This is a genomic window from Deinococcus sedimenti (genome assembly GCF_014648135.1).
Lineage (GTDB): Bacteria > Deinococcota > Deinococci > Deinococcales > Deinococcaceae > Deinococcus > Deinococcus sedimenti.
In genome coordinates this window covers 153,847-166,985 of the sequence record NZ_BMQN01000004.1, presented here as the reverse complement: position 1 = coordinate 166,985, position 13,139 = coordinate 153,847, and the positions used below count along the sequence as shown (strand labels likewise).

Here is a 13,139-nt window from a genome sequence, read left to right as displayed (position 1 = left end):
ATGGTCTGGGGCAGATGGCTGGGGTTCACCCGGCGTCTGCCTCTGCCCGTTTGCGGGAGCGGGATGCTCTCCTCTCGCGCCTGTCCGGGACATCCTGGCCGGAGGGGATGCTGCTGGACGCACTGAACCTCTCCCCTGCCCTGGACGTGCTGGATGTGGGCGCGGGGGACGGTCGGATTCTGCGGGAGCTGGCGCGGCGGGGGCACGCGGGCCGGGTGGTGGGGGTCGATCCCACGCCGGGGCCGGGCGTGCAGCCCGCGCACGCAGAGGCGCTCCCGTTCCCGGACGCGAGTTTCGACGTGGTGCTGTTCGCGCGGGTCCTGGCGCACCTGCCCCATCCGGCGCGGGCGCTGGCGGAGGCACGGCGCATCCTGCGGCCCGGCGGGGTGGTGTGGGGGGCGGCGCACGGTCCGGCGCACCTGCGGGCCACCTGGGCGGCGCTGGGCCGGCCCCTCGCGCCGGGAGACACGCCGCCGGAATCCGCATTGACCCTCACCTGCCCGCTTACGGTGAGCGCTGACGACGCCCGGTTCCTGCTGGGCACGTACGGGAGAGAGGCGGAGGTTTCCCCCCACCTCTTCCCCGTTCAGGACGCCACGCAGCTGCTGGTCTGGCCCCTGGAACCGTGAGGCCAGCTGGCCAGTCGGGTGCGCCACGCGGCCAGTTCCGCCCCGGAGCGGCTGGGCGCATGCTGCGGGCATGCTTCCTGCCGACCTGCATCAGGCGCTGCGGCCCCTGCTTCCGGAACTTCAGACCCAGTTGCTCGGGGGGTGCCACCCGGACCCGTTGCGGCAGCTGGACATTCAGGTGTCCGCGAAGCCCAGCGGGACCGTCACGTTGACGGTGCGGGCCGCGCATGACGGGGCGCGCTGGGGCCGCACGGCCAGCGTGGACCTGCATCCGCTGTGGTGCGGGGATCACCTGGAATGGCGGGCGGACGCGCCGGAGTACGCGATCAGCGCCACGTGAATTCACCAGCGGACCGCGACACCCCAGCCCTGGCAGTGTCGCGGCCTGCTCACTGGCATTACATGGGCTCTGTGGCGGCGATGCGGTCGAGCACGCCGGGGTCTTCGAGGGTGCTGGTGTCGCCCTGGATGTCTTTTCCGGCGGCGATCTGCCTCAGGAAGCGGCGCATGATCTTCCCGCTGCGGGTCTTGGGGAGGGCGTCGGCGACGTAGATGGCGTCGGGGCGGGCGAGCGCGCCGATTTCGCGGCTGACGTGGGCGCGCAGTTCCTTCGGGTCGACCGCGTAGCCGCTCTGGGGGAGGACGAACGCGACGACGCATTCGCCTTTCACGTCGTCGGGTTTTCCGACCACGGCGGCCTCGGCGACGCTGGGGTGGGCGACGAGGGCGGATTCGATCTCCATGGTGCCCAGGCGGTGGCCGCTGACGTTCAGGACGTCGTCCACGCGGCCGATGACGGTCACGTAGCCGTCGCCGTCGCGGCGGGCGCCGTCCCCGGCGAAGTACACGCCGTCGATCTCACCCCAGTAGGTCTTGCGGTAGCGGTCGTCGTCGCCGTACACGGTGCGGAGCATGCTGGGCCAGGGGCGTTTCAGGACGAGCAGGCCACCCTCGTCCGGGCCGAGTTCCTCGCCGGTGCGGGTCATGATGGCGGGCTCCACGCCGAACATGGGGAGGCCCGCGCTGCCGGGTTTGCTGGCGTGAGCGCCGGGCAGGGTGGTGAGCATGATTGAGCCGGTCTCGGTCTGCCACCAGGTGTCCACGACGGGGCAGCGTTCGCCGCCGATGGTGCGCCAGTACCACATCCACGCTTCGGGGTTGATGGGTTCCCCGACCGAGCCGAGCAGGCGCAGACTGCTCAGGTCGTACGCGGCGGGGATGGCGTCGCCCTGGCGCATGAAGGAGCGGATGGCGGTGGGCGCGGTGTACAGGATCGTGACGCGGTGCTTCTGGATCAGCTGCCAGAAGCGGCCCCAGTCCGGGTGGTTGGGGGCGCCCTCGTACATGAGGATGGTCGCGCCGTTCAGGAGGGGGCCGTACACGCTGTAACTGTGGCCGGTGATCCAGCCGACGTCGGCGGTGCACCAGTAGATGTCGTCGTCCCGCAGGTCGAAGACAGTCTGGGTGGTGAGGTACGTGCCGATCATGTACCCGCCGGTGGTGTGCTGCACGCCCTTGGGTTTGCCGGTGCTGCCGGAGGTGTACAGCACGAACAGCGGGTGTTCGCTGTCCACGGGGAGCGCGTCGTGGTCGTCGCTGGCGGCGTTCAGGGCGTCGTGCCACCAGACGTCGCGGCCCTCCTGCATGGGCGCGTCGCAGTTCGCGCGGCACACCACGAGGATCTTCTCCAGGCTGGGGGTGAGTTTCGCGGCCTCGTCGGCGTTCGCCTTGAGGTTCACGAGTGACCCGCGCCGCTGCCCGGCGTCGGCGGTGATCAGCACCTTGCTCTGCGCGTCGTTGATCCGGTCGGCCAGCGCGCTGACGGAGAACCCGCCGAACACCACGGAGTGCACCGCGCCGATGCGGGCGCAGGCCAGCATGGCGATGGCGGCCTCGGGCGTCAGGGGCAGGTACAGGGTCACGCGGTCGCCGGACTGCACGCCCAGGTCACGCAGGGCGTTCGCGGCCTTCTTCACCTCGCGCAGCAGCTGCGCGTAGGTGTAGGTGCGGACCTCGCCGTCCTCGGCCTCCCAGATGGTCGCGGTCTTGCCTCCCAGGCCGCGGGCGACGTTGCGGTCTAGGGCGTTGAAAGCGATGTTCGTCTGCCCACCCACGAACCATTGCGCGTGCGGCGGCTGCCAGTCGAGCACCTGCGTCCAGGGTTTGAACCAGTGGAGTTCCCCGGCGACCTCCGACCAGAAGGTGTCGGGATCGTCCAGGCTCTGGCGGTAGCGGCGCTCGTAGTCCTCGCGGGTCACGCGGGCGCGGGCGCGGAACTCGGCACTGGGCTCGATCACGCGGCTCTCGTGCAGCATCGCGTCGATGTGGTCGCTGGCGGGATGGTCGCTGGCTGGGGGGGGCGTGTGGGTCATGGGGCAACCTCCGGGAGGGTCGGATCGGGGGCCGTCGGGTGGCCCCGGGCGCGGGGTCGTGGGCTGTGTGTGCGTCCACTGTACTGGGGTGAAGGTGGGAGTCCGGGTGGGACGTGCAGGCGGGTACCGGCGGGGTACTGCACCCGGTTCAAAAGATTCCCTTGACACCGGCCACCTTTGTTGCAGAAACTCAATGCATGTCCATGATCCGCAATGACGGGGAGGAGGGGGCGGTACAGGCGGCCGGGCAACTGGCGCGGCAGATCACGGCGGAACGCGAGGCGCGCGGCTGGACCCAGGCAACCCTGGCGGGCCGCGCCGGGGTCTCGAAGGCTGCCGTGAGCCGTATCGAACGCGGCGAGATGAGCCCCACGGCGGTCACGCTGCTGCGCCTCGCCGGGGCGTTCGACCTGACGCTGGCAGGCCTGCTCCTGCGCGCCGAGGGGGGCGCCGGGGAGCGCGAACATGAGCGCCTGTCGCGCGCCGCGCAGCAGCCCGAGTGGCGTGACCCCGCGACCGGCTACACCCGCCGCCAGCTGTTCGCCGCGCCCACCCACCCGCTGGAGGCCGTGCAGGTCACCCTGCCCGCCGGGGCGAGCGTGACGCTGCCCGCCCGTTCCTACGCGCACATTCAGCAGTTGCTGTGGGTGCAGTCGGGTGAACTGCGCCTGACCGAGCACCGCGCGCCCGACCTGACCTGGGACCTCGCAGCCGGCGACTGTCTGGGCTTCGGGACGCCCTGCGACGTGACCTTCGAGAATCCTGGCCCGCACCCCTGCACGTACGCCGTCTTTCTCGCCCGGAGGTAATCCCATGACCGATGCCGTCCGCACCGAGCCGCTGAGCGCCACTCCCGAGACCCTGGCCGCCCTGAGCGACCTGCTGATCGCCACCGTCGCCACCGGGGGGTCCGTGAGTTTCATGCACCCTCTGGACCCCGCGCAGGCCCGCACGTTCTGGGAGGACTCCCTGGCCGCCGCCGCGCGTGGAGAACGCGTCGTGCTGGGCGCGTGGCAGGGCCAGCAGCTCCTGTCCACCGTCACGCTGATCCTCGACACGCCCCCCAACCAGCCGCACCGCGCCGAGATCGCCAAGATGATGACCGCCCCGGACGCGCGCGGGCGCGGGCTGGCCCTGACACTGCTGCGCGAGGCCGAGGCCCTGGCCCGCGCGCACGGGCGCACCCTGCTGATGCTGGACACCGCCAGCGAAGGCGGCGCGTCGGGCCTGTACGAACGCGCCGGGTACGTGTTCGCCGGCGAGATCCCCGACTACGCCCTGAAACCCCACGGAGGTCTGACCGGCACGCGCCTGTACTACCGGCGCCTCTGACCCGCGTCGCGCCCGGTCAGGCCCCCCGCCGACCCCCACCGCCAGGGGTCGGCACGCAGTTGATGCGCGTGCGCCGCCTGAGTAAGGTGGAGTCTCACCCTCCCACCCGGTCCGGCACCGACGCGTGGGCTCTCGGCCGGGCCGCGCGGCCAGCTGCGGCGGAGGTACTGCATGGACCTTCACCTGCCCGCCCACCTGCACCCCTTCGAGGCGCTGCTGCCCCCTCAACCTGGGCCGCAGCGGGTGGACGCCCTGCTCAGCCTGTCCGGGCAGCCTCACCCGCTGGCGGAACAGGTGGACCTGGCCGAGCAGGCGCGGCGGCTGGCCAGCAGCCTGAACGACGCGGAACGCACCGCGCGGGCCGAGCTGCGCCTGGCGAACCTGCAGGGCGGTCCAGAGGTCCTGGCGCTGGTCCAGTCGGCCGGGCAGCGCTTCGAGTACCTGGGGCTCGGCCCCGAGGAACTCGACTGCGCGGCCCGCGAGGCGCACCTGCTGACCGAGCCGCACGCCCGGATCACCGCTCTGGCCCGCGCGGCCGCCCTGGCGGACGAACTCGGCGCCCGCAGCGAGGAACAGGCGCTGCGAACCGAACTGGGGCAGTGGCTGCGGCGCCAGGGCAGCGGAGCGCACGCCCGGGAGGCGTTCACGCGGGCGCTGGAACTCGCGGACGCCCATGATCACCACGCCGAGGCGGTGGACGCCATGCTGGGCCTCGGCGAACTGCACCTGGACGCCGGCCATCCGGCCGCGGCGCTTGAGACGCTGCGGGCCGCCGCCCACTACACGCACGGCGAGGGCACGGCCGCGCAGGCCCGCGCGCTGGGTGGCCTGGGCCGCACGTACGCCGCGCAGGGCGATCAGGACCGCGCCGTCCGCTTCCTGGACGCGGCGCTGACGCTGGCCGAGCGGCACGGGGACGCGGAACTGCTCGCGCCCCTGCTGGACGCCCGCGCGGCCGTGCATGACGCCCAGGGCGAGGCTCCGGCGGCGCTGCGACTTCTCAAGCGCAGCCTGGCGCTGACTGAACACGGCTGGCCCGACCAGCACGGCGAGACCCTGCTGCGCCTCGCCGACCATGCCCGCGCGCAGGGTCACGCCAGCGAGGCCCGCCAGGACCTGATCTGGACCGTCACGTTCGCGCTGGACCGCGGCCGCCCTGACCTGGCAGCGCGCGCTCACCTGGCCCTGGCGGACCTGGCGGAGGCGCAGGAGGACCATGCAGAGGCGGCCGCGCACCTGCGGGCCGGACTGGACGCGCAGGACCGCGCCGGGCAGCAGCGGCAGCGGGCAGAGCTGCGGGTCGAGTCGGCGCTGCGCGACGCGCAGGAACGGCTGACCGGCCGCCGCGAGCGCCGCCGCGCCACTCAGTTGCTGGACGGCACGGTGCAGGACGCCAGCGGCCGGCTGGCCGCCATGCAGATCATGCTGGACCGCTGGCGCAGTTCCTCGATGCTGGACGCGGAGAGTGGCGCCCACTCACGGCAGTTCGGTCTGGAGGTGCTGGCCCTGCATCACAACCGCTGCGTGCGGATGCGCGCCCCGCTGGCCCTGGCGATCGTGGGGGTGGACGTGCAGGCCCCGCCCGGCCTCGGCCCGGCCGATCTGTTCGTCAGCACCGTGCTGAGCACCGTGGCCCGCGTGCTGGAGGGTCAGGTGCGCGCCATGGACACGGTGGCCCGCTTCGATCAGGGCAAGTTCATGGTGATCTTCCCCGAGACGGACGCGGACGGCGCCACGCATCCGCTGCGCCGCGCGATCGAGCAGGTCCGGCAGTACGACTGGGGCGTGCCGGAGCTGCCGGACCCCGTGAGTCTCGCCGTGGGGGTCGTCGAGCGGGGCTTCGTGCAGGGCGTGAACATGCTGGTGGACGCGGCGGATTCCGAGCACTACCGCGCCCACCGGGCGGGCCCCAATCAGCTGACCGTGATGCGCTGAATTCCGCACCCTCCGGCTGCTCATGGAGGCCGGATTAAGAAAGCGGTCCTCGGTGGGCTGCAAGGCGTTTGACAGACCGCCGGCCTACGCTGGAGGCATGACCCTGCCCGCCGCTGCTCCCCTGCCGTCAGAGGAGTGGAGTGCGCTGCTCCCCCCGGCCCTGCAGCCGTACGAGGCGCGGCTGTCCCCCGAGCGGTCGCTGGCGCGGGTGGACGGCCTGCTGCAGCTGGTGACGGAACCGCACCCGCTGCAGGACCGGGTGGATCTGGCGCTGGCTGCGCGGGACCTGGCGGCGTTCCTGAACGACGCGGAGCGGCAGGCGGGCGCGAATTTTCACCTGGCGCACCTGCTGGACTCGGCCGAGGGGCTGGCGGCGGCGCGGCTGGCCGCCTCGCAGTATGAGCACCTGCGGGACCCGGAGCGCGAGCGGCAGAGTCTGTACCGGGTGGCGCAGCTGGCCCCGGACCCGCGGGAGGCGCTGGTGGCGGCCGTGCAGGCGACCGAGTTGGCCCGGGACGCGCTGGACGGCGCGCTGGAGGAGCAGGCGTTGCGGCGCAGCGCGGCCCTGCTGATGGACCTGGAGGATCACGCCGGGGCGCTGGGGGCGGCCCGCGCGGCCCTGGCCCTGGCAGGCGAGGACGCGGCCCGGCAGCACGCGTCCCTGCCGCTGCTGCTGCTGCTGGGCGACCTGCACCTGCGTGCCGGTGACGCGGTGGAGGCCCTGGCGGCGTTCCGGGCGGCGGCGTACCTCGTGAACGGGCAGGGCACGGCGGAGCAGGCCGAGGCGCTGGGCGGCGTGGGCCGCGCGTACCTCGCGCAGGGGGACCTGGAGCGGGCCGGGAAGTTCCTGGAGAAGGCGACCGAGGTGGCGCGCGACCTGGACGCCCCGGCCCTGCACGCGCGGCTGCTCAACGCACTGGCAGCCGCGCAGACCGATCCGGGGCGGGTGTCGCCGATCCTGAAGGGCAGTCTGGCGCTGACGGGCGACGCGCCGCGCCTGCATGGCGAGACGCTGCTGCGCCTGGGGCAGCACGCGCAGGGGCACGGGCAGACGCGTGAGGCGCGCGAGGCGTTCCTGGAGGCCGCGTCGGTCGGGCAGGCCAGCGGCGACGCGATCAACGAGGCGGAAGCTCACGCGGGACTGGCGGCGCTGGCGCTGGCGCAGGGCAACGCGGAGGCGGCCGTCCCTGCCCTGCGCCGCTGGGGTGAACTGCAGGCCAGCGCGCGCGAGGCGCAGCTGGGCGCGCAGCGGCGCGTGCAGGACGCGCTGCGGGACGCGCAGCATGGGCTGGCGTTGCGGCGCGAGCGTCGCGAGGCGCGGGACACGCTGGACAGCGCCATGGATCAGGCGAGCGCGCAGCTGCAGGAGTTGCAGCAGCTTGTCTCGCGCTGGCGGGGGACGTCCATGCTGGACCCGGACAGTGGCGCGCGGTCGCGGGAGTACGGCGTGGACCTGCTGCGGCAGCACTTCCGGCGCAGCGAGCGGACTCGCGCGCCACTGTCGCTGGCGGTGGTGGCCGTGGAATTTCCCGGCGCGCACAGTGACGTGAAGGACACGCTGCTGGAAAGCAACGTGATGACGGCCGTGGCGCGGCTGCTGCAGCGGAGCGTGCGGGACACGGATACGGTGGCGCGCTTCGATCAGTTCAAGTTCATGGTGGTGCTGCCCGACACGGACGTGGCCGGGGCGCGCGTGGCGATGGAGCGGGTGCTGCTGGGCGTGACGCAGGAGGACTGGGCCGCGCAGGGCCTGACGTCCCCGGCGACCCTGGCGGTGGGGCTGGCCGCGCGGGGATTCATTCAGGGCGTGGAGCAGATGATTGACGTGGCGGACGCCGAGCAGTACCGGGCGCGGCGGCAGGGGCCGGATACCCTGAGTGTCGCCTGTTAGTCCACCGAGCTGTGTAGCGCCAGCCGCGCCCGCACGCGCCCTTCGAGGGCCAGCAGCAGCAGCGCGGCCAGGAGGGCCAGTCCGGCGATCACGACCCACATGCCTGCCGCCCCCAGTGTCTGCAGCATCGCGCCGCCCAGCAGTGGGGCCAGCAGGGTCGCGAGGCCCGCCATGCTGCCCACCAGTCCGATGTACGTCCCGCGCTGCGCGGGCGGGCCCAATTCGCTGATGATGGTCTTGCTGATGCTGTACGCGACGATCTCCCCCACCGTCCAGACGGCCACGGCCAGCATGTGCGCCCCCAGGGTGTGCGCCAGGGCGTGGCCCAGGAAGCCTACGCCGAGCAGTGCGGCGCCCAGCGCCTGCCAGCGGGGGTGGTTGCTGCGGGCGATCAGGTGCCCCAGGGGCAGACCCAGCAGGACGACCAGCGCGCCGTTCACGGCCAGCACCTGCCCGTACTGCAGGGGCGTGAAGCCCTGCTGCGCGAACACCACGGCCAGCAGCTTGTAACTCTGGTACGTCAGGCCGAACAGCAGGGACGCGAGGCAGAACTGCCACAGCAGCGGGTCGCGCGGCAGGAATGAGCGGGCGCGTGCCGCGGCACTCCGGGTGGGCCGGGCGGCGCGGGGGTACAGCACCGTGAGCAGCAGCGCGTACGCGGCCATGGTCGCGGCGTCCAGCCAGAACAGCAGCCGCAGGGATCGCCCGGCCAGCCAGCCGCCCAGCAGGGGGGCGGTGGCGGCGCCGACGTTGATCGCCCAGTACAGCAGGGTGTACGCGCGGGTCCGCTGCGCGCCCTGCGTGAGGTCCGCGACGGCGGTGCTCGCGGCGGGTTTGTACAGCGCGGACAGCAGCGAGAAGCCCAGCACGCCCGCCGCCGTCCACCAGAACCCCTGCGCGAATGACAGTGCCAGGATCATGACCGCCCCGCCGGTCAGCGCGAGGATCATGGTGAAGGCCGGGCCGCGCCGGTCGGTCAGCGGGCCGCTGAGGCCCTCGGACACGAAGCGGCCCAGGCCCAGCATCGCCAGGATCACGCTGACCTGCGTGATGGTCAGGTGCGCGTGCGCGGTCAGGTAGAAGCCCAGCAGCGGCACCACGAACTCGCCCAGGCGGTTGATCAGGGTGCCCCACCACAGGACCCAGAACCCGGTCGGGTAGGCAGAGGCGGCGCGGGTCAGGGCAGTCACGCGCGCCATGCTAGGCCACGTCGCGTGTGGGTGCATCGGCAGCACTGCGCACCCGGCAGGTCGGGGGTGGGTGGCGCTGCCCACGCCGGTGAGCGGTCTGCACGACTGGCAGCGCAGCGCCCCTGGGCCGCCGCCTGGTCCTGAGAAGCCCGTCCGGGGCGGTCCGGGCTGGATTGCGAGTCGTCCCGCCAAGTTCCCACCCGGCGCCCGCTATCCTGCGGGGCAATGCTCGATCTGCTGGGAAGACCTCTGCGTGACCTGCGTATCAGCGTGACGGACCGCTGCAATCTGCGCTGCACGTACTGCATGCCGGCCGAGGTGTTCGGGCCGGAGTACGCCTTCCTGCCGCGTGCGGAGCTGCTGAGTTTCGAGGAGATCGAGCGGCTGGCCCGCGCGTTCGTGTCGCTGGGGGTGCGCAAGCTGCGGATCACGGGCGGCGAGCCGACCCTGCGGCGGGACCTGCCGACCCTGATCGCGGCGCTGGCGGCGATTCCGGACGTGGAGGACGTGGCGATGACCACGAACGGCCTGCTGCTGCCGCGTGTGGCGGCGGACCTGCGGGCAGCGGGGTTGCGGCGGGTGACGGTCAGCATCGACAGCCTGGACCCCGAGGTGTTCGGGCGGATGAATGGCCTGGGCACGCATCCGCAGAAGGTGCTGGACGGGATCGAGGCGGCGCTGACGGTGGGACTGGGCGTGAAGGTGAACACGGTGGTGCAGCGCGGCGTGAACGACGCGGGCCTGCGCGAGTTGTGGCTGGCGCTGCGTGAACTGGCCCCGGTGCGGTTCATCGAGTTCATGGACGTGGGGAATCACAACGGCTGGAACCTGGACAGCGTGGTACCCAGCCGGGAGGTGCTGGCCCGGCTGGGCGGCGAGGCTGGGGGCGGTCATTTCCGGCCGGTCCGGGCGGACTACCGGGGTGAGGTGGCGTCGCGCTACGCAGACCCGGCGGGGCGTGAGGTGGGACTGATCAGTTCGGTGACGGCGCCGTTCTGCGGGGACTGCTCGCGGGCACGGATCTCGGCGGTGGGGGTGCTGTACACCTGTCTGTTCGCGTCGGGTGGCACGGACCTGCGTGCGGCGCTGCGGGGGGGCGCGTCGGACGGGGCGCTGCGGGACCTGATCGCGGGCGTGTGGGCGGGCCGGGGGGACCGGTACAGTGAGGAGCGGGGCGAGGCGACGGCGGCCCTGCGCCCGAAGGTGGAGATGTCGCATATCGGGGGCTGATGGCCTGTCGTTTGAGAGGTGGCGGGGCGGTCTGGTGTGCCTAACGCTCGTTGTCTCGGGGGGCGTGACAGCTAGACAAGCTTGTGTACCCTGTACACTAAACTTAAGATGAAAGCAGGCACCGCCCGCCAGCGGACTGCCCGGAGGGATGCATGGCGAAGTACCCGCTCATCAAGACGACCCTGAAAGACCGCCTGCTCGGCGGCCACTACGCCGAGGGGCTCCCCCTGCCCAGCGAACCGCAGCTCGCCCGCGAATTCGAAGTCTCCCGCATGACCGCCCGCCGCGCCATCGACGAACTGGAACGCGAAGGCTACGTCTACCGCGTCCAGGGCGCCGGCACCTTCCCCACCGGGAAACGCTTCCGGCAGGGCATGTTCCGCGTCCGGCCCTTCAAGGAATGGGCCCGCCACCCCGACCACCGCACCACGGTCCTGCGCGCCATGCAGATCGAGGCCACCCCCGAGATCGCCATCGTGCTGCAGATCCAGCCCGGCGACCCCGTCATCTTCGTGCACCGCCTGCGCACCGCCGGGGACGAAGCCCTGGTCATCGAGAAGCGCTACATCAACGGCACCCTCGTCCCGAACCTGCTGGATCACAACCTGGGCGCCGAGAGCATCCACGAGATCATGATCAGCCTGGGCGTGCCCCTGCAGCGCGTCGAGCAGAACCTCGAGGCCGTCAACCTCCGCCAAGAGGAAGCCGACCTGCTGCGCGTGCCACTGGGCACCGCCGCGTTCCTGCTGCGCCGCACCACCTACAGCGGCCAGAAACGCGCCAGTTACGTGAACTACTGGGTGCGCGGCGACCGCTACGCCTTCCAGGACACCTTCGAACCCTGAATCCAGTCAGAGGAGTGGGCCGGGCGCTGATACCCGGCCCACTCTCTTTGCACCCAAAGCAGGAGGCCCGCACTCACGGGGAGCGCGGGCCTCCTGAACGGGGGTCTTACTTGCCGTTCTTGGCGGCGTCCACGAGGGCCTTGAAGGCCTCGGGTTCGCGCGCGGCGATATCGGCCAGGACCTTGCGGTTCAGGTCGATGTTCGCCTTCTTCAGGCCACCGATGAAGGTGCTGTAGTTCATGCCGTGCAGGCGGGCGCCGGCGTTGATACGCTGGATCCACAGGCGGCGGAAGTCACGCTTCTTGTTGCGGCGGTCGCGGTACTCGTAGGTCGCGGCGTTCAGCAGGGTCTGGAACGCGTTGCGGTACTGCTTGCTGCGGGAGCCCCAGAAGCCCTTGGCGCGCTTCAGGACCTTCTTGTGACGGCGGCGACGGATGATACCGGTTTTGGCGCGAGGCATCTACTTCACTTCCCCTTCGGCAGCATGAGTTTCATGCGGGCCCATTCACTCTTGGCGAGGACGAAGCCCTTGCCCTTGCCGCGGATTTCGTTGCCGCTCTTGCCGGTGTTCTGGTGGCGCTTGCCACTCTTGAACGCCATGACCTTGCCGGTCCCGGTGATCTTCACCCGGCGGCTGGCCGCTTTCAGTGTCTTCATCTTGGGCATGTGAGTGCCTCCTTCGTAGTCCGGTCGCTCGTCTGGGACGGCTTCCGTCTGGGGTTCGGGCCGCCTGGGCGGGCGCATGACGCGCCGCGATAGGCTGTTGGTCGCCCTGCCCCGCTTGACCAAGAGAGAATTCTACGCGAGCCCGCCACGGCTGGTCAAGGCGCAGGGACGGCCGGGGTATGGAAGTCCAGCTGCGTGGACACCAGCCGCGCGCCGTGCCGCTCGAACAGGCGGCGCATAGCGCGGTTGTCGGCTTCCGTGCCGCCCACGTGCGTTCCGAAGGTCTGCGCGGCCAGATGCAGCAGGTGCGCGTGCAGCCGAGCCCCCAAGCCCTGGCCGCGCCGCTGGGGCAGAACGCCGATCAGGTCGATCCCGGCCGTGTCGGGCGGCCCACTGGCCCCCAGGGCCGCCAGGGCCACCACCTCGCCCGCGTGGGTCAGGGCGTACAGCGTCCAGTCCTCGCCCGGCGTCCAGGCCTCGCGGCCCAGCGCCGTCAGGGCCGCCGCCACGCCAGGATCATTTGCGGTTACGGGCTGAACGTGCGGGTCAGCCGGGTACGACCGGGCGCGGAGGTCGGTCGTCTCGTACACGACGTTCGCCTCCTGAAGATCCCACCCGGCGGCCTCGGCCTCTTCACGGCGAAGGGGCGCCTGGGTGGACACGAGGATCAGGCGCGGGCCCGCCGCGCGCAGTTCACGCAGGAAGGAGATCAGCGCCCCGGCAGGGACGTCCTCGCGCAGCCGTGGGAGCAGCGGAATCTGTGGGCTGGCGGGACGCAGGCAGACGCCCTCCACCCCGCGGGGCGAACGCAGAATGAGGAACTGCTCCGGGCGCAGCGCCCCGGCCTCGACCCGCGAGCGGGTGAAGGTCAGGCGCCGCCCGGCCTCGGCGGGATCTGGAATCAGGGCGACGACATCGGCCAGCGTGTCGTGCGTGGCCGCTTCAAGGGTGTAGGTGTTCACGTGGGAAACCTCGGCGGGGGCCGGGGCGTCCGCCGGACAGGATCAGGCGTGGGCCCCGGTGGGAACGATCAGTGCAGCAGTCAGGAT

Annotated in this window: 13 protein-coding genes; 8 read left to right on the top strand and 5 right to left on the bottom strand. The window is 71.8% G+C overall.

Features of this window, described 5'->3' with window-relative positions:
• Nucleotides 1–107: 107 nt before the first annotated feature.
• A complete protein-coding gene (locus IEY69_RS11450; RefSeq protein ID WP_229783885.1) occupies nt 108–629 on the top strand; it encodes a class I SAM-dependent methyltransferase in 522 nt (173 codons plus the stop codon).
• 70 nt (nt 630–699) lie between these two features.
• Nucleotides 700–969: a hypothetical protein gene (locus IEY69_RS11445; protein ID WP_189073272.1), complete on the top strand. Its 270-nt coding sequence runs from the start codon at nt 700–702 to the stop codon at nt 967–969.
• A 58-nt stretch (nt 970–1,027) separates the two neighbouring features.
• On the opposite strand, the gene acs is transcribed toward IEY69_RS11445, so the two are convergent.
• Entirely contained in the window at nt 1,028–3,001 is a 1,974-nt protein-coding gene (gene acs, locus IEY69_RS11440) for an acetate--CoA ligase (RefSeq protein WP_189073271.1), read from the bottom strand.
• Nucleotides 3,002–3,198: 197 nt separating this feature from the next.
• Here acs and IEY69_RS11435 point away from each other — a divergent pair, with 197 nt between their 5' ends.
• The 4 genes from IEY69_RS11435 (at nt 3,199) to IEY69_RS21955 (ending at nt 8,159) form a co-directional block, all read left to right on the top strand.
• Nucleotides 3,199–3,810, top strand: a complete 612-nt coding sequence (locus IEY69_RS11435) for a helix-turn-helix domain-containing protein (RefSeq protein ID WP_189073270.1) — start codon at nt 3,199–3,201, stop codon at nt 3,808–3,810.
• 4 nt (nt 3,811–3,814) lie between these two features.
• Complete coding sequence (locus IEY69_RS11430) at nt 3,815–4,333, top strand: GNAT family N-acetyltransferase (RefSeq protein ID WP_189073269.1); 519 nt, start codon at nt 3,815–3,817, stop codon at nt 4,331–4,333.
• Between the two features lie 171 nt (nt 4,334–4,504).
• Entirely contained in the window at nt 4,505–6,268 is a 1,764-nt protein-coding gene (locus IEY69_RS11425) for a tetratricopeptide repeat-containing diguanylate cyclase (protein WP_189073268.1), read from the top strand.
• A gap of 97 nt (nt 6,269–6,365) precedes the next feature.
• Nucleotides 6,366–8,159, top strand: a complete 1,794-nt coding sequence (locus IEY69_RS21955) for a GGDEF domain-containing protein (protein WP_189073267.1) — start codon at nt 6,366–6,368, stop codon at nt 8,157–8,159.
• Here the strand turns inward: IEY69_RS21955 and IEY69_RS11415 are convergent.
• Entirely contained in the window at nt 8,156–9,358 is a 1,203-nt protein-coding gene (locus IEY69_RS11415; RefSeq protein WP_189073266.1) for an MFS transporter, read from the bottom strand. The genes IEY69_RS21955 and IEY69_RS11415 overlap by 4 nt on opposite strands.
• A gap of 216 nt (nt 9,359–9,574) precedes the next feature.
• On the opposite strand from IEY69_RS11415, the gene moaA reads away from it, so the two are divergent.
• Complete coding sequence (gene moaA / locus IEY69_RS11410) at nt 9,575–10,579, top strand: GTP 3',8-cyclase MoaA (protein WP_189073265.1); 1,005 nt, start codon at nt 9,575–9,577, stop codon at nt 10,577–10,579.
• Nucleotides 10,580–10,731: 152 nt separating this feature from the next.
• Complete coding sequence (locus IEY69_RS11405; protein ID WP_189073264.1) at nt 10,732–11,424, top strand: GntR family transcriptional regulator; 693 nt, start codon at nt 10,732–10,734, stop codon at nt 11,422–11,424.
• A gap of 106 nt (nt 11,425–11,530) precedes the next feature.
• On the opposite strand, the gene rplT is transcribed toward IEY69_RS11405, so the two are convergent.
• The 3 genes from rplT to IEY69_RS11390 all read right to left on the bottom strand — a co-directional run bounded on the left by rplT (nt 11,531) and on the right by IEY69_RS11390 (nt 13,052).
• Nucleotides 11,531–11,884 carry a 50S ribosomal protein L20 gene (gene rplT / locus IEY69_RS11400; protein WP_189068455.1) on the bottom strand — a complete coding sequence of 118 codons (354 nt, stop codon included), beginning with the start codon at nt 11,882–11,884 and terminating at the stop codon, nt 11,531–11,533.
• 5 nt (nt 11,885–11,889) lie between these two features.
• Nucleotides 11,890–12,090, bottom strand: coding sequence for a 50S ribosomal protein L35 (rpmI, locus tag IEY69_RS11395; RefSeq protein WP_046843284.1), 201 nt, complete (start codon nt 12,088–12,090; stop codon nt 11,890–11,892).
• Nucleotides 12,091–12,245: 155 nt separating this feature from the next.
• Nucleotides 12,246–13,052, bottom strand: coding sequence for a GNAT family N-acetyltransferase (locus tag IEY69_RS11390; protein WP_189073263.1), 807 nt, complete (start codon nt 13,050–13,052; stop codon nt 12,246–12,248).
• Nucleotides 13,053–13,139: the final 87 nt, after the last annotated feature.